Raw genomic sequence first — 14,997 nt, 5'->3', positions numbered from 1 at the left:
GGGGAGGCGTGCCGTGCCGGCGTACGCGAACACCGGGCACCCGAGGCGGTGGCCGATCCTCGGGGTGACCGTGGTCAGCCTGCTCCTGGTGGTCATGGACACCACCATCCTCAACGTCGCCCTGCGCACCCTGGCCGATCCGGTGCACGGCCTCGGCGCGAGCCAGGCCGAGCTGGAGTGGGCGATCAACTCGTACACCCTGGTCTTCGCCGGGCTGCTGTTCAGCCTCGGCGTGCTCGGCGACCGCTACGGCCGACGGCGCTTCCTGCTGGCCGGACTCGCCGTCTTCGGGCTGGGTTCGCTGCTGTCGGCGTACGCCCGCGACCCGGTGCACCTGGTCCTGGCGCGGGCGGTGATGGGACTCGGTGGCGCGGCGATCATGCCGGCGACCCTGTCGGTCATCGCCAGCGTCTTCGACCCCCGGGAACGGCCCCGGGCGATCGGGTACTGGTCCGCCTCGGTCGGGCTCGCCGTCGCGGTCGGACCGGTCCTCGGCGGGATCCTGCTGACGCACTTCTGGTGGGGGTCGGTCTTCCTGGTCAACGTGCCGGTGGCGTTCGCCGGGCTGGTCGCCGGGGCGCTGCTGGTGCCCGAGTCGCGGGATCCCCGCCCCGGGCGGATGGACCTGCCCGGGGTCGCGCTCTCCGTGGTCGGCCTGGTCGCCCTCACCTGGGGGGTGATCGACGGCGGCGAGCACGGCTTCGACCGACCGGTGGTCTGGGCGGCGGTGCTCACCGGACTGGCCGTGCTGGCCGTCTTCGGCTGGCACGAGCGGCGCACCGACCATCCCGCGCTGGACGTCCGGCTGTTCCGGGTGCCCCGGTTCGCCGTCCCGGTGGTCCTGGTCGGCCTGGTCTTCTTCGCCGGGGCCGGGGTGATGTTCGTCAGCGCGTTCCACCTGCAACTGGTCCGGGGCCACTCACCCCTGCACACCGGACTGCTCTTCCTGCCGCTGGCCCTGACCCAGCTCGTCCTCGCCCCGCGCAGCGCCACCCTGGTCCGCCGCCACGGCGCCCGGGTGGTCTGCGGCGGCGGGCTGGGCCTGGTCGGGGTCGCGCTGGCCGGCTGGGCCCTGGTCGACGCGACCACGCCGACCTGGGTGGTCGCCGTGCTGCTCGGGGTCCAGGGCGTCGGGATGGCGCACATCACCGCCCCGGCCACCGAGTCGGTCTTGGCCGCGCTGCCCCGGGAGAAGGCCGGTGTCGGTTCGGCGGTCAGCAACACGGTACGGCAGGTGGGGGCCGCCCTCGGGGTCTCGGTGCTCGGCGCGGTGCTCGCCGCGGTCTACCGGGTCCGGGTCGCGCCGGCCACCACGGCGCTGCCCGACGGGCTCCGGGAGACGGCCGAGGGCTCCCTCGCCGGCGCGTACGGCGTCGCGCCCCGGCTCGGCGACGCCGCCGCCCTGCTGGCCACGGCGGACCGCGCCTTCGTCGCCGCCCTGCACGTGGTGGCGCTGATCGCCGCTGCCGTGACCGGTGTCGGGCTGCTGGCGGTGCTGCGCTGGATGCCCGGCCGCCCCGCTGTCGCCCCCGGGCCGGCGTACTCCGAACCGGGGCACCTCGACCCGGCGTCTCCCGACCCGGCGTCTCCCGACCCGGCGTCTCCCGACCCGGCGTCCCCCGACCCGGCGGGATCCGGTAATCCGGTTGCCGGCGTCCGTACCGTCGAGACGTGATCGACGTGTCCCGACCGGAACGGACGGAGTGGCTGGACCTGCCGGACGGCCGGCGGCTGGCCTGGTCGGAGTGGGGCCCGCCCGACGGACGGCCGGTGCTCCTGTGCACCGGCGCGGCCATGAGCGGATCGCTGGGCTTCGGCGTCGACCTGCTGCCCCGGCTGGGGATGCGGCTGCTCGGCGTCGACCGGCCCGGTCTCGGTGGATCCACCGCCCATCCCGGCCGGACCCTCACCTCGTGGGTCGACGACTGCGCCCACCTCGTCGACCGGCGAGGGCTGACCGCCCCCGTCGCCGTCGGCTTCTCGCAGGGCGCGCCGTTCGCGGTCGCGCTCGCCGGGGCCGGCCTGGTGCGGGCGCTGGCCGTCGTCGCCGGTCAGGACGACCTCGCCGCGCAGCGGGACCTGCTCGCGCCCGAGGTCGCCGCGCTGGTGGGCGACGTGGAGCGGGACCCGGACGCCGTGGAACGCCGCTTCGCCGGCCTCGCCACCGCCGACGGCATGTGGGAGCTGGTGATCGGGATGAGCGCGCCGCACGACCGGGCGCTCTACCAGCGGCACGACTTCGCCACCGCCTACCGGCGTTGCCTGGCCGAGGGCTTCCGGCAGGGCGCCGCCGGCTACGCCCGGGACCTGCGGATCTGCCTCGGCCCCTGGCCCCACCCGCCGGAGCGGGTCGCCGTACCGGTCGACCTCTGGTACGGGCGACGTGACGCCAGTGGGGTCCACTCACCGGACTTCGGGGCCGCCCTGGCCCGCCGGTTCCCCGACGCCCGGCACCACCTCCTCGACGACGAGGGCGGGTCGATCCTGTGGACCCGGGCCGGCGACATCCTCACCACCCTGCGCGAGCGGGCCGGCTGAACGCCGGAGCCGGCGTTTCCGACGCCGACGGAACTGGCCGGCCTCAGCGGTCCGGGTCGCGCAGCCGGTGCAGGCGGAGCGCGAGCTGCACCTCCAGCGCCCGGTCCGGCTTCTGCCACTCCGCGCCGAGCAGCTGCCCGACCCGCTCCAGCCGTTGGGTGACCGTGTTGACGTGCACGTGCAGCTGCTCCGCCGCCCGGGCCAGACTGCCGCCGACCCCGAAGTACGCCTCCAGCGTCTTCACCAGCGCCGTGCCCCGGCGTGCGTCGTAGTCGACCACCGGGCCGACGGTATCGGTGAGGAACCGGGCCACGTCCCGGTCGCCCTGGTCCCCGACCGCGCCGAGGAGCAGCCCGACGAAGCCCAGCTCCGCGGTGCTCGCCCCCTGACCGGTCCGGCCCAGCGCGCCGAGGGCGGTCAGGCAGCGGTCCGCCTCGCGGAACGTCACCGCCAGCGACGCCGGACCGCGTGCCGGACCGCTGGCCCCGGCGGTCACCGGCCGGCCGGTCACCCGGGACAGGTCCCGGGCCACCGCCCGGGCGGCGGCGCCGGCGTCCTGGCCGGGCAGCATCAGCACCACCCGGCCGTCGCGTGCGGCGGCCAGCCCGCCCCGGGTCGAGGCGTACGTGGTGGCCCAGGAGACCACCCGCTGCCGCGCCGATCCGGTGGACGCGATCACGTCGTCGCCGACCGCCACCAGCACGTGCGGGGCGTCCAGGTCGACGCCGAGTCGCCGGCCCCGGCTGCGCAGCGCCTCGGCGTCGGCCAGCGGTCGGGCGATCAGGTCGTCGAGCAGCTCGCCCCGGACCCGGCCCTCCGCCTCGGCGACGGTCCGGCTGAACAGCAGCAGCAGCGCGGTGACCAGGGCGGCCCGTTCGAGGATGCGCTGGTCGGCGTCGACCAGCTCGTCCTCGGGGCGCAGCACCAGCACGCCGAGGTTCTCCGCCCCGGCGACCACCGCCGCGTACCAGAGTCGGCCCCGCCGCACACTGCGCCCCTCGGTGCGGGACGCGGCCACCGCCTCCACCATGTCCGCGCGGTCCGGTTCGTCGATCTCACCGACCCGGGTCAGCAGGCGTCCCTCGGCGTCCATCGCCAGCAGCGCCCCGTCGAGCACGTCGGTGACCGCCGCCGCGACGTCCTCCACCCCACCGCCGCGCAGCACCAGCGCGGTCATCCGGTCGTGCGCCGCCGCCGCCCGCTCCACCGAGGCGCTGTGCGCCCGGATGGTGGTGTTCGCCGCCGACAGTTCGGCCAACGCCGCCCGGGTCTCGGCGAGCAGGCGGGCGGTGTCGATGGCCACCGCGGCGTGCGCGGCGAGCGAGACCAGCAGCGCCACCTCCTCCCGGGCGAACGGTCGGGCGGAACGGTTCGCCGCGTAGAGCACCCCGATCGAGGTCGACCCGAGGCGCAGCGGCACGCCGAGGATCGCCACCAGGCCCTCCTCGCGGACCCCGGCGTCGATCTCGCCGGTGTGGTGGAAGCGCTCGTCCTCGGAGTAGTTGGCGGTGACGTAGGGGGTGCCGGACTGGGCCACCAGCCCACCGAGGCCGGCGCCGATCGGCAGCCGCAGCCGCTGGAACCGGGCGGAGACCGACCCGTCGGTGACCCGCATGTACGTGTCGCCCCGGTCGTCGTCGTTGAGGGTCATGTAGGCGACGTCCGCGCCGAGCAGGGTCCGGGCCCGGTGCACGATGGCCCGCAGCACGTCGTCGGAGTCGCGCAGCCCGGCCAGGTCACTGGCGGTGTCGTAGAGCCCGGAGAGCTCGGTCTCCCGGCGGCGGCGGCGTTCCAGCAGCGCGCGGACCCGCAGCGCCACCACCTTTGCCTGCTCCAGTTCGGCGATCTTGTCGGCGGGCAGGCCGGCCGAGCGCGCGGCGACCAGCGGTCCCTCGAACTCGACGGCCGCGGCCTCGCGGGCGAGCAGTTCCAGGAACTCGATCGGCGACGACATGAGCGCCATTGTGCTGGTCACCCCTAGTTCGCCGTCCAGCCCCCGTCGAGGGCGATCGAGGATCCGGTGATGAACGCCGCCGGTGGGGAGCAGAGGTAGGCGACCAGTTCGGCGACCTCCTCCGGCTCGATCAGTCGCTTGATCGCCGCCCGGGCCAGCATGATCTTGTCGATCACCTCGTCCTCCCCGATGCCGTGCTGGGCCGCCTGCTCGGCGATCTGGTTCTCCACCAGCGGAGTGCGCACGTACGCCGGGTTGACGCAGTTGGCGGTGACCCCGTGCGCCGCCCCCTCCAACGCGACGACCTTGGATAGTCCCTCCAGGGCGTGCTTGGCCGAGACGTACGCCGACTTGTACGGCGAGGCGCGCAGCCCGTGCACCGAGGAGATGTTGACGACGCGCCCCCAGCCCCGGGCGTACATGTGCGGCAGGGCGCGCCGCACGATGACGAAGGGGGCCTCCACCATCACCCGGTGCAGATGGGAGAAGCGCTCCACCGGGAACTCGGCCACCGGCGCCACGTACTGGAGGCCGGCGTTGTTGACCACGATGTCGACCTCGGCGTCCAGCCGGGCCACCGCCTCCGGGTCGGCCAGGTCGACGCCCTCGGCCCGGCCGCCCGTCTCGGCGGCGACCGCCTTGGCCGTCTCGATGTTGCGGTCCACCACCGTGACCGTCGCCCCGGCCGCGGCGAGCCGTACGGCACATGCCCGGCCGATACCACTGCCACCACCGGTAACCAGGGCGGTACGACCGGTCAGGTCGACCTGGACTACGTGGGGGAAGACCACGGGTTCAGCCGTCATGGCGCAGAAGTTACGAGTTACGTGGCCGGTGGCACATGGTTGGCCCGCACATACTCCAGCGGCGGACTATGTGGCCCGGGAGGTGTCCGGCGTGTCCCCGGCGGCGGGTGTCGGAGCCGAGCAGTAGGGTGTCGAACACACGTACTGCCGGTGGGTCGGGGAGGAGGCGGCGTGCGGGTGCTGGGCGTCGACCCGGGGCTGACCCGGTGCGGGGTCGGCGTGGTCGAGGGGGTGCCGGGGCGGCCCTGCACGCTGGTGGCGTACCACGTCGTGCGCACCGACCCGGACGACGAACTGCCGCACCGGCTGCTGCTGCTCGACCGGGCGCTCACCGACCTGGTCGCCGAGCACCGGCCGGAGAGCGTCGCCGTGGAGCGGGTGTTCAGCCAGCACAACGTCCGGACCGTGATGGGCACCGCCCAGGCCAGCGGGATCGCGGTGCTCGCCGGCGCACGTGCCGGCCTGCCCGTGCAGACGTACACCCCGAGCGAGGTGAAGGCCGCGATCACCGGGTCCGGAACGGCGGACAAGGCCCAGATGACCGCCATGGTGACCCGCCTGCTGCGGCTGGCCGAGCCACCGAAGCCGGCCGACGCCGCCGACGCGCTCGCCCTGGCCATCTGCCACATCTGGCGCGGCGGCACCCGCTCGAAGCTGGCCGCCGCCGCCGACCGGGTACGACGAGGAGGAGCACGATGATCGCCAGCGTGCGCGGCACGGTGACCGCGACCGGCCCGGACCACGCGGTGGTGGAGGTCGGCGGGGTCGGCCTGGCCGTGCAGTGCGCCCCCGGCACCCTCGCCGAGCTGCGGGTCGGCCAGGAGACCCGGCTCGCCACCAGCCTGGTGGTCCGGGAGGACTCGCTGACCCTCTACGGCTTCGCCGACGACGACGCCAAGGCGCTGTTCGAGCTGCTCCAGACCGCCAGCGGCGTCGGTCCCCGGCTGGCCCAAGCGGTGCTGGCCGTGCACACCCCGGACGCGGTGCGCAAGGCCATCGCCAACGGCGACACCGCCGCGCTGACCCGGGTGCCGGGCATCGGCAAGAAGGGCGCCGAGCGCCTGGTGCTGGAACTGCGGGACCGGATCGGCCCGGTCGCCGTCGGCCCCGACGGGGCGGCCGGGGTGACCAGCGGCGCCTGGCCCGAACAGGTCCGTCAGGCGCTGGTCGGGCTGGGCTGGACGGCCGGTCAGGCCGACCAGGCGGTGGCCGCCGTGGCGGAGACCGTGGACGGTCCGACCCCGCCCGTGCCGGTCCTGCTCAAGCAGGCGATCCGACTGCTGGGCCGGACCAGGTGACCGGCGTGCGCGCGGACGCCCCGGGGGAGGGGACGCCATGACCGACGGCGGTCTCGTCTCGGCGTACGCGCAGGACGCGGAACGGGACCTGGAGGTGAGCGTCCGGCCGAAGCGGCTCGACGAGTTCATCGCCCAGGACCGCGTCCGCGACCAGCTCGACCTGCTGCTCAAGGGGGCGATGCGGCGCGGCTCCCCGCCCGACCACATCCTGCTCTCCGGGCCGCCCGGGCTGGGCAAGACCAGCCTGGCCAACATCGTCGCCGCCGAGCTGGGCTCGGGCATCCGGGTGACCAGCGGTCCGGCGATCGAGCGCTCCGGGGACCTGGCGGCGATCGTGACCAGCCTCGCCGAGGGCGACGTCCTCTTCATCGACGAGATCCACCGGATTGCCCGGCCGGCCGAGGAACTGCTCTACAGCGCCATGGAGGACTTCCGGGTCGACGTGGTGGTCGGCAAGGGTCCCGGCGCGACCGCCATCCCGCTGGACGTGGAGCCGTTCACCTTGGTCGGCGCCACTACCCGGTCCGGCCTGCTCACCGGGCCGATGCGGGACCGCTTCGGGTTCGTCGCCCACCTCGACTTCTACTCCCCGGCGGATCTGGAGACCCTGCTGCACCGCTCGGCGCGCATCCTCGGGGTGCCGATCACCGACGACGGCGCGGCCGAGATCGCCGGGCGCTCCCGGGGCACGCCCCGGATCGCCAACCGGCTGCTGCGCCGGGTACGGGACTTCGCCGAGGTGCGGGCCGACGGCGTGGTCACCGTGGAGACCGCCCGGGCCGCCCTGACCGTGTACGACGTGGACGCGCTGGGTCTGGACCGGCTGGACCGGGCGGTGCTGACCGCCCTGGTCGACTCGTTCCGGGGCGGGCCGGTCGGGCTCTCCACCCTGGCGGTGGCGGTCGGCGAGCAGCCGGACACGGTCGAGGAGGTCTGCGAGCCGTTCCTGGTCCGGGCCGGTCTGCTGGCCCGGACGCCCCGGGGTCGGGTGGCGACGGAGGCCGCCTGGCATCATCTGGGGCGAACTCCACCGAATGGTACATTTGGCAGCGCGGCCCCTCCGGTGCCCGATCTCTTCTCCGCCGAGCCCGATCAGCCGTGATGTGAACGTGATCCGTGCGGCGTTCGGCGTTCTCAGGTGCAGGGATTAGACTCGCCGCGGTCTGTACAGGACGTGAGAACATGCCTCCGCTCCGGCGCCCCCCGTCGGGCCGGGGGCCAATGGGAAGGTCTTTACCGTGCTTTACGCAGCAGAGGGCGGTGGGGGAGCCGGCGGTCTGACGCCGATCCTGATGATCGCTCTGCTCTTCGGCGTCATGTACTTCATGATGATCCGCCCCCAGCAGAAGCGCCGCAAGGAGGCCGAGGCGATGCAGTCCGCCCTCGGTCCCGGTGACGAGGTGGTCACCATCGGCGGGCTCTACGGCACGGTCACCGGCGTCGCCGACGACACCGTCCTGCTCGAGGTCGCCCCGGGTGTCCAGACCCGGTACGCCCGCCCGGCCATCGCCCGGGTGGTCAGCCAGGCCGACCGGAGCGAGTCGACCGACCAGGTCGTCGAGGACGCCGACGTCAAGGAGTGACCCGCGGGCCCCACGGGGCAGCGCGTGGATCGAAATAAGTGGATAGTAGGTCGACGTCGGTGTCGACCCGGACGTACGACGGCCCCGGGCCGGTTTCGTGCCCGTCCGGGCCGGCGCCGACGTACACCCTCGACACGTGTGGCCGGAACACCGGCCTGACCCCCGCCGCCGACCACCAGCGGCGCGACCGCAGCAGGGAGACAGGACAACCGTGGCACCACCTCAGGGACAGATGCGGCCGGGACGGCAGCTCGCCGTGCTCGGCGTCATCTTCGTCGTCCTCTATCTTTTGGTGTTCTTCGCGGGCGGTGCCAGCGGTGGCTGGAAGGACCGGCTCGAGCCCAAGCTCGGGCTGGACCTGGTCGGCGGCACCCGGCTCACGCTGGAGGCGACCAACACCGTCGACGGCCGTCCGCCGAGCGCGGAGAGCCTCGAGGAGGCCCGGACCATCATCGACAACCGGGTCAACGCGCTCGGTGTCGCCGAGGCCGAGGTGGTCACCGAGGGCGACCGGAACATCGTCATCTCGCTGCCCGGTGAGAACCGGGACCTGACCGAGGTGGGCAGCGCGGCCGAGCTGCGGTTCCGCAAGGTGCTCAAGGTCGCCGACGGCAGCGGCGCCGCCGCCACCCCGCCGCCGGCCACCCCGGCCCCGTCGGGCAGCCCTGCCCCGGCTCCCTCCGGTAGTGCCGCTCCCGCCCCGTCGGGCAGCGCCGCGCCGCAGGTCTCCGCCTCGCCGAGCGCCGGCGGTCAGGGCGGCGGCGCACCGGCCCCGTCGGCCAGCGCCAGCCCGGCTCCGAGCGCGTCGGCCAGCGCCCCCGCGCCGAGCGCCAGCGCCGAGCCGGTGCCGCAGGGCGTCGAGGAGCAGCGCAAGGCCGTCGAGCAGAAGGTCGGGGCCGCCGCGTGGCAGGCCGCCAACGGCCTCCAGGCCCCGGCCAACGTCAGCGCCGACCCGACGCTCGCCGAGCGGCTCAAGCCGTTCGGCACCCTGACCCCGCGCGAGGTCGCGGTGCTCCCGGCGACCGTGCAGTTCAACGTGCCGACGATCACCTGCGAGCAGCTCGACAAGCGGCCGGCCGGCTCGATCAGCGACCCGAAGCAGCCGGCGGTGGCCTGTGAGAGCGGCGCCAAGTACCTCCTCGACATCGCCAAGGTGCAGGGCACCGACGTCGAGGACGCCGACCCGGCTCTCGACCAGACCGGCCAGTGGGTGGTCAGCCTCAACTTCTCTGGCGACGGCCAGGGGAAGTGGACCGCGCTGACCCGGGAGGCCTTCAACAACGAGGGCCAGGCCTGCGACGCCACCGCGCTCGGCCAGGACGGCAAGTGCCGGGTGGCCGTGGTGCTCGACAACAAGGTGATCTCCTCCCCGGAGATCCAGGGCGTGCTCACCGGTGACTCGCAGATCACCGGCAGCTTCAACAACCGCACCGCCAGCGACCTGGCCAGCCAGCTCCGCTACGGCGCCCTGCCGGTGACCTTCGAGCCGCAGGAGCAGCAGAACGTCTCCGCCACCCTGGGCGAGAGCCACCTGCGGGCCGGTCTGCTCGCCGCCGGCATCGGCATGCTGCTGGTCATCGTCTACGCGTTCTTCTACTACCGCCTGCTCGGCTCGGTGATCTTCCTGAGCCTGGTGCTGTCGGCGCTGCTGGTCTTCGGCGCGCTGGTCTTCCTCGGCCGGCAGATCGGCTTCACGCTGACCCTCGCCGGCATCGCCGGCATGATCGTCTCGCTCGGTGTGGCGGCGGACTCCTTCGTCATCTACTTCGAGCGGCTCAAGGACGAGATCCGCGAGGGGCGCAGCCCACGCAGCGCGGTGCCCCGCGCCTGGACCAGGGCCCGCCGGACGATCATCTCGGCGAACGCGATCACCATCCTGTCCGCCGTGGTGCTCTACATCGTCTCGGTCGGCGCGGTGAAGGGCTTCGCCTTCGCCCTGGGTCTGGCCACCGTCCTCGACCTGGTGGTGGTCTTCCTCTTCCGGCACCCGATCATGGCGATGTTCGCCCGCACCCGGGCCTTCCTGTCGCCCCGGGTGAGCGGCCTCGGCCGGGTGCTCCCGGCCAAGGGTGACGAGCAGCCGACCACCCGCAACCCGCGCGTCAAGGAGGCCTGAGATGGCTCGTAGTGGTCTGGCGACCCGGCTGTACCGGGGCGAGGCCGGTCTCGACGTCGTCGGTCGCCGCAAGCTCTGGTTCGGCGTGGCCGGGGCGCTCGTCCTGCTCGCGATCCTCAGCTTCCTGGTGAGCGGCTTCAAGCTCGGCATCGAGTTCAGCGGCGGCAACTCGTTCCAGGTGCCGGCGAGCGTCGGCACCCTGGAGCGGACCGAGACGGTCACCGAGGAGGCGCTCGCCAGCGCCGGCGGCGGCGCCGAGCTGGTCACCGCGCAGGAGGTCGGGGGCCCGAGCGGCAACTTCTACGAGATGCGCACCTCGGAGCTGGACGCCCAGGAGGCCGAGGCGGTCAAGGTCGCGTTGGCCGAGGAGTTCGGCCTCAACGCCGACCAGATCAGCGCCAACCGGGTCAGCTCGGCCTGGGGCAGCCAGGTCACCTCGCGGGCCGTCCTCGGTCTGGTCATCTTCGTCGCGCTGGTGACGGTCTACCTGGTCCTGCGCTTCGAGTGGCGGATGGCCGCCGCCGCGGTCGGCTCGCTCTTCCTCAACCTGGTGCTCACCTCCGGTATCTACTCGGCGATCGGCTTCGAGGTGACCCCCTCGACGGTGATCGGCTTCCTCACCATCCTCGGCTTCGCGCTGTACGACGTCGTGGTCGTCTTCGACAAGGTGCAGGAGAACGTCCGGGGGATCACCGCCAACAACAACCAGACGTACGGCGAGGCCGCCAACCTGGCGGTCAACCAGAGCCTGATGCGGTCGCTGAACACCTCGGTGGTCGCGCTGCTGCCCGTCGGCGGTCTGCTCTTCATCGGTGCCGGCCTGCTCGGCGCGGGCACCCTGAAGGACCTCGGCCTGGTGCTCTTCGTCGGTATGGCGGTGGCCTTCCTGACCTCGATCCTGGTGGCCACCCCGCTGCTGGTGGTGCTGAAGAACCAGGAGCCCCGCATCCAGGCGCACAACAAGCGGATCCTGGCCCGGCGCGGTGCGATCGCCCGGGGCGAGGTCACCCCGAAGGGGACCCCGAAGTCCACCGAGGGCGGCGACGAGCCGATCGACCCGGAGGCCGCGGCGCTGGCCGGCGCGGCGCCGAAGGTCGGCGCCCGTCCGACCGGCAAGCGGCCCACCGGCGCGCGGGGCGGCCGTCCCGCGGGCGGCGGGGGCAACCGACCCGGCGGCAAGCGCCGCTGATCCACCGGGTGGGGCGTGACGCGCCCCACCCGCCGACTGGCGACGTTACGGCGTCCTTCATGCTGTGCGGGCAGCATTGAAGGACGCCGTGTCGTTGAAGGGGGCAAACGTGACGCAGACCCACACCGGGGTACGCGGGGACAGCGGTCCCGCCGTCGCCGAACTGGTGGCCGGCCGGGTACTCGACGTACCGGACTTCCCGAAGCCCGGGATCGTGTTCAAGGACCTGATGCCGCTCTTCGCCGACGGTGCGGTGTTCCGGGAGGTCGTCGACGGGATCGTGGCCCACCACGGGCGGGACTCCTTCGACGTGGTGGCCGGCATCGAGGCACGCGGGTTCGTGGTCGCCGCCGCCATCGCGTACGCCACCGGCGTCGGGGTCGTGCCGGTACGCAAGGCCGGGAAGCTGCCCCGGGCCACCCATTCGGCCTCGTACGCGCTGGAGTACGGCGAGGCGACCCTGGAGGTGCACCAGGACGCGTTCACCGCCGGACACCGCGTCCTGGTGGTCGACGACGTCCTCGCCACCGGGGGCACCGCCGGGGCCACCCTCGACCTGGTGGAGCGGGCCGGTGGCACGGTGTCCGGGTTCACCGTCCTGATGGAACTGGCCTTCCTCGGCGGCCGGCAACGATTGGCGCCGCGTCCGGTCCATGCCCTGCTGACTGTTTGATCCGACGGCCGTCGGACGGACCCGGCGCGGGCCGTCCGGCGGAGCGGCACACCAGGTCCCCGGCGGGTAGCATTGCCCTTTGCTGACCGGAGGGTTACCCGCCGGGCGGCGTACTCGGGCGACCGGCTACGGTCGGCTCTTTCCGGCGAAGGGTGAGGAGGCCGGTGTCCTACGATGTCGTTCCTCCGGTGGAGGGCACGGTGCATCCGACAGGCGACGCGGACAGCTCGGCGACCGACCAGACCGGGATTGGCCTGACGCGGCTTCCCGACGGCAGTCCCCCGGCCGGCACCGGCGGGGCCGGGCTGCCGGTGCCGCTGGGCGGCGACGGAACGGCCCCCGTGGCCGGTTCGCTCGTGGCCGACGACCCGTCCGACCTCACGTCGGGCGGCGGGTTCGCCCTGGCCAACGCGCCCACCGGCCGGCGGGTCCGGGCCCGGCTGGCCCGGTTCAACGCGCCCTGGCAGACCTCCCAGGTCAGCGAGGTGCTGGAGCCGCTGATCTCCACCCACCGGGAGAACCACCCCAAGGCCGACGCCCGGCTGCTCCAGCGCGCCTTCGACATGGCCGCCCGCTGGCACTCCGGGCAGTACCGCAAGTCCGGCGACCCGTACATCACCCACCCGCTCGCGGTCGCCACCATCCTGGCCAACCTCGGCATGGACACCACCACCCTGGTGGCGGCGCTGCTGCATGACACCATCGAGGACACCGAGTACACCCTCGACCAGATGCGGGCCGACTTCGGCGGCGAGGTCGCGCTCCTGGTCGACGGGGTGACGAAGCTCGACAAGGTCAAGCTGGGCGACGCCGCCAAGGCGGAGACCATCCGCAAGATGGTGGTCGCCATGGCGAAGGACCCGCGGGTGCTGGTCATCAAGCTCGCCGACCGGCTGCACAACATGCGTACCCTCACCTTCCTGCCCCGCCCCAAGCAGGAGCAGAAGGCCAAGGAGACGCTGGAGATCCTGGCCCCGCTGGCCCACCGGCTGGGTATGAACACCATCAAGTGGGAGCTGGAGGACCTGGCCTTCGGCACGCTCTTCCCGAAGCGGTTCGAGGAGATCAACCGCCTGATCGGGGAGCACCAGCCGCAGCGCGAGGCGCTGCTGCGCCAGGTGACCCAGAAGGTGCAGACCGACCTGAAGGTCGCGAAGATCAAGGCCGAGGTCACCGGCCGGCCGAAGCACCTCTACTCGATCTACCAGAAGATGATCGTGCGGGGTCGGGACTTCAACGACATCTACGACCTGGTCGGGGTGCGGATCCTGGTCGACACGGTGCGGGACTGCTACGCCGCGCTGGGCGTGATCCACGCGAACTGGCAGCCGGTGCCGGGCCGGTTCAAGGACTACATCGCGATGCCCAAGTTCAACATGTACCAGTCGTTGCACACGACGGTCATCGGGCCGACCGGCAAGCCGGTCGAGATGCAGATCCGCACGTACGCCATGCACCGCACCGCCGAGTTCGGTATCGCGGCGCACTGGAAGTACAAGGAGCACAAGGGCACCCAGATCGTCGGCCCACCGGCGCACATCGACGAGATGACCTGGCTGCGGCAGCTGCTGGACTGGCAGCGGGAGGCGGCGGACCCGAGCGAGTTCCTGGACGCGCTGCGGTTCGACCTGTCCAGCCAGGAGGTGTACGTCTTCACCCCGAAGGGCGACGTCATCCCGCTGCCGACCGGCTCGACGCCGGTGGACTTCGCGTACGCGGTGCACACCGTGGTGGGGCACAAGTGCATCGGGGCACGGGTCAACGGCAAGCTGGTGCCGCTGGAGTCGACGCTCTCCAACGGCGACGTCATCGAGATCTTCACGTCGAAGTCCGACACGGCCGGCCCGACGCAGGACTGGCTCGGCTTCGTCAAGAGCCCCCGGGCGCGGACGAAGATCCGGCAGTACTTCAACAAGGAGCGGCGCGAGGAGGCGATCGAGGCCGGCAAGGACGCGATCGTCAAGGCGATGCGCAAGCAGGGCATGCCGTTGCAGCGGATGCTCACCTCGGACGCGCTGATGACCATCGCCCGGGACCTGCACCTGGCCGACGTGGCCTCGCTCTACGCCGCAGTGGGGGACAGCCAGGTCTCCGCGCAGTCCGTGGTGCAGAAGCTGATGGCCACGTACGGCGGCGAGGAGGGCGCGGTCGAGGACATCGCCGAGACGGCGGTGGCGACCCGTCCGCCCCGCAGCCGCGCGTCCAGCCACGACCCGGGTGTGGTGGTCCGGGGCGTCAGCGACGTCTGGATCAAGCTGGCCCGCTGCTGCACGCCGGTCCCGCCGGACGCGGTCTTCGGTTTCGTCACCCGCTCCGGCGGCGTGAGCGTCCACCGGGACGACTGCGCCAACGCCGAGGACCTCAAGGAGCAGGTGGAACGCGTGGTGGAGGTGAGCTGGAAGCTCACCTCGGCCTCCACGTTCCTGGTCGCCATCCAGGTGGAGGCCCTCGACCGGCACAAGCTCCTCGCCGACGTGACCCGGGTGCTCTCCGAGGAGCGGGTCAACATCCTCTCCGCCACCGTCACCACCACCCGCGACCGGGTGGCGGTGAGCCGGTTCAGCTTCGAGATGGCCGACCCGAAGCACCTCGGTCACCTGCTGGCCGCCGTCCGTAAGGTCGACGGCGTCTTCGACGCGTACCGGGTGACCTCGGGCGCCTGACCCACGTCCCTTCCTCCCTTCCCGGTCCCAGGGCACCGCGCCCGGAGGGTCCACGCGCTGACGCGGCGTCACCCTGCGCAATGGCTGAGGACGGGTCACGCAGGGTGACGTGCCGTGACGACCCCCGCGTCCCGTCTTGGCCCTTTGCTCTGCACCCCTTGACGCACCATCACGCTG

General features: G+C 72.9%; 12 protein-coding genes. 10 read left to right on the top strand and 2 right to left on the bottom strand.

Going from position 1 to position 14,997, the window contains the following annotated elements:
- Positions 1–13 precede the first annotated feature (13 nt).
- Both GA0070618_RS32195 and GA0070618_RS32190 read left to right on the top strand, forming a co-directional pair.
- Positions 14–1,675, top strand: a complete 1,662-nt coding sequence (locus tag GA0070618_RS32195; RefSeq protein ID WP_088985003.1) for an MFS transporter — start codon at positions 14–16, stop codon at positions 1,673–1,675.
- Entirely contained in the window at positions 1,672–2,538 is an 867-nt protein-coding gene (locus GA0070618_RS32190) for an alpha/beta fold hydrolase (protein ID WP_414467543.1), read from the top strand. Before GA0070618_RS32195 ends, GA0070618_RS32190 begins: the two co-directional genes overlap by 4 nt.
- A gap of 43 nt (positions 2,539–2,581) precedes the next feature.
- Here the strand turns inward: GA0070618_RS32190 and GA0070618_RS32185 are convergent, their stop codons facing one another.
- Both GA0070618_RS32185 and GA0070618_RS32180 read right to left on the bottom strand, forming a co-directional pair.
- Positions 2,582–4,501, bottom strand: a complete 1,920-nt coding sequence (locus tag GA0070618_RS32185; protein ID WP_088985994.1) for a helix-turn-helix domain-containing protein — start codon at positions 4,499–4,501, stop codon at positions 2,582–2,584.
- A gap of 14 nt (positions 4,502–4,515) precedes the next feature.
- A complete protein-coding gene (locus tag GA0070618_RS32180) occupies positions 4,516–5,298 on the bottom strand; it encodes a 3-hydroxybutyrate dehydrogenase (protein ID WP_088985002.1) in 783 nt (260 codons plus the stop codon).
- 171 nt (positions 5,299–5,469) lie between these two features.
- Between GA0070618_RS32180 and ruvC the strand changes: the two genes are divergently transcribed.
- From ruvC to GA0070618_RS32140, 8 genes are all read left to right on the top strand, one after another.
- Positions 5,470–5,997, top strand: a complete 528-nt coding sequence (ruvC, locus tag GA0070618_RS32175) for a crossover junction endodeoxyribonuclease RuvC (RefSeq protein WP_088985001.1) — start codon at positions 5,470–5,472, stop codon at positions 5,995–5,997.
- Complete coding sequence (gene ruvA / locus GA0070618_RS32170) at positions 5,994–6,596, top strand: Holliday junction branch migration protein RuvA (protein WP_088985000.1); 603 nt, start codon at positions 5,994–5,996, stop codon at positions 6,594–6,596. The genes ruvC and ruvA overlap by 4 nt, the downstream gene beginning before the upstream one ends.
- Before the next feature lie 37 nt (positions 6,597–6,633).
- Positions 6,634–7,698 (top strand): Holliday junction branch migration DNA helicase RuvB, encoded by a 1,065-nt coding sequence (gene ruvB, locus GA0070618_RS32165; protein ID WP_088984999.1) that lies wholly within the window; start codon positions 6,634–6,636, stop codon positions 7,696–7,698.
- A 136-nt stretch (positions 7,699–7,834) separates the two neighbouring features.
- Positions 7,835–8,179 (top strand): preprotein translocase subunit YajC, encoded by a 345-nt coding sequence (gene yajC / locus GA0070618_RS32160; RefSeq protein ID WP_088984998.1) that lies wholly within the window; start codon positions 7,835–7,837, stop codon positions 8,177–8,179.
- A 211-nt stretch (positions 8,180–8,390) separates the two neighbouring features.
- On the top strand, positions 8,391–10,295 hold the full coding sequence (gene secD, locus GA0070618_RS32155; RefSeq protein ID WP_172900353.1) for a protein translocase subunit SecD: 1,905 nt from the start codon (positions 8,391–8,393) through the stop codon (positions 10,293–10,295).
- A gap of 1 nt (position 10,296) precedes the next feature.
- Positions 10,297–11,484, top strand: a complete 1,188-nt coding sequence (gene secF, locus GA0070618_RS32150) for a protein translocase subunit SecF (protein ID WP_088984996.1) — start codon at positions 10,297–10,299, stop codon at positions 11,482–11,484.
- A 109-nt stretch (positions 11,485–11,593) separates the two neighbouring features.
- Positions 11,594–12,157, top strand: coding sequence for an adenine phosphoribosyltransferase (locus GA0070618_RS32145; protein WP_088984995.1), 564 nt, complete (start codon positions 11,594–11,596; stop codon positions 12,155–12,157).
- 248 nt (positions 12,158–12,405) lie between these two features.
- Positions 12,406–14,820 carry a RelA/SpoT family protein gene (locus GA0070618_RS32140; protein ID WP_414467621.1) on the top strand — a complete coding sequence of 805 codons (2,415 nt, stop codon included), beginning with the start codon at positions 12,406–12,408 and terminating at the stop codon, positions 14,818–14,820.
- Positions 14,821–14,997: the final 177 nt, after the last annotated feature.

This window comes from Micromonospora echinospora, from assembly GCF_900091495.1.
GTDB classification, from domain to species: domain Bacteria; phylum Actinomycetota; class Actinomycetes; order Mycobacteriales; family Micromonosporaceae; genus Micromonospora; species Micromonospora echinospora.
Note: the sequence above shows the minus strand (reverse complement) of the source record. Positions and strands in the feature narration are given on the sequence as shown.

Coding starts and splice junctions, on each gene's coding strand:
- GA0070618_RS32185 (WP_088985994.1), bottom strand. CDS start 4,501: ATGGCGCTCATGTCGTCGCCGATCGAGTTCCTGGAACTGCTCGCCCGC.
- GA0070618_RS32180 (WP_088985002.1), bottom strand. CDS start 5,298: ATGACGGCTGAACCCGTGGTCTTCCCCCACGTAGTCCAGGTCGACCTG.
- ruvA (WP_088985000.1), top strand. CDS start 5,994: ATGATCGCCAGCGTGCGCGGCACGGTGACCGCGACCGGCCCGGACCAC.
- ruvB (WP_088984999.1), top strand. CDS start 6,634: ATGACCGACGGCGGTCTCGTCTCGGCGTACGCGCAGGACGCGGAACGG.
- secF (WP_088984996.1), top strand. CDS start 10,297: ATGGCTCGTAGTGGTCTGGCGACCCGGCTGTACCGGGGCGAGGCCGGT.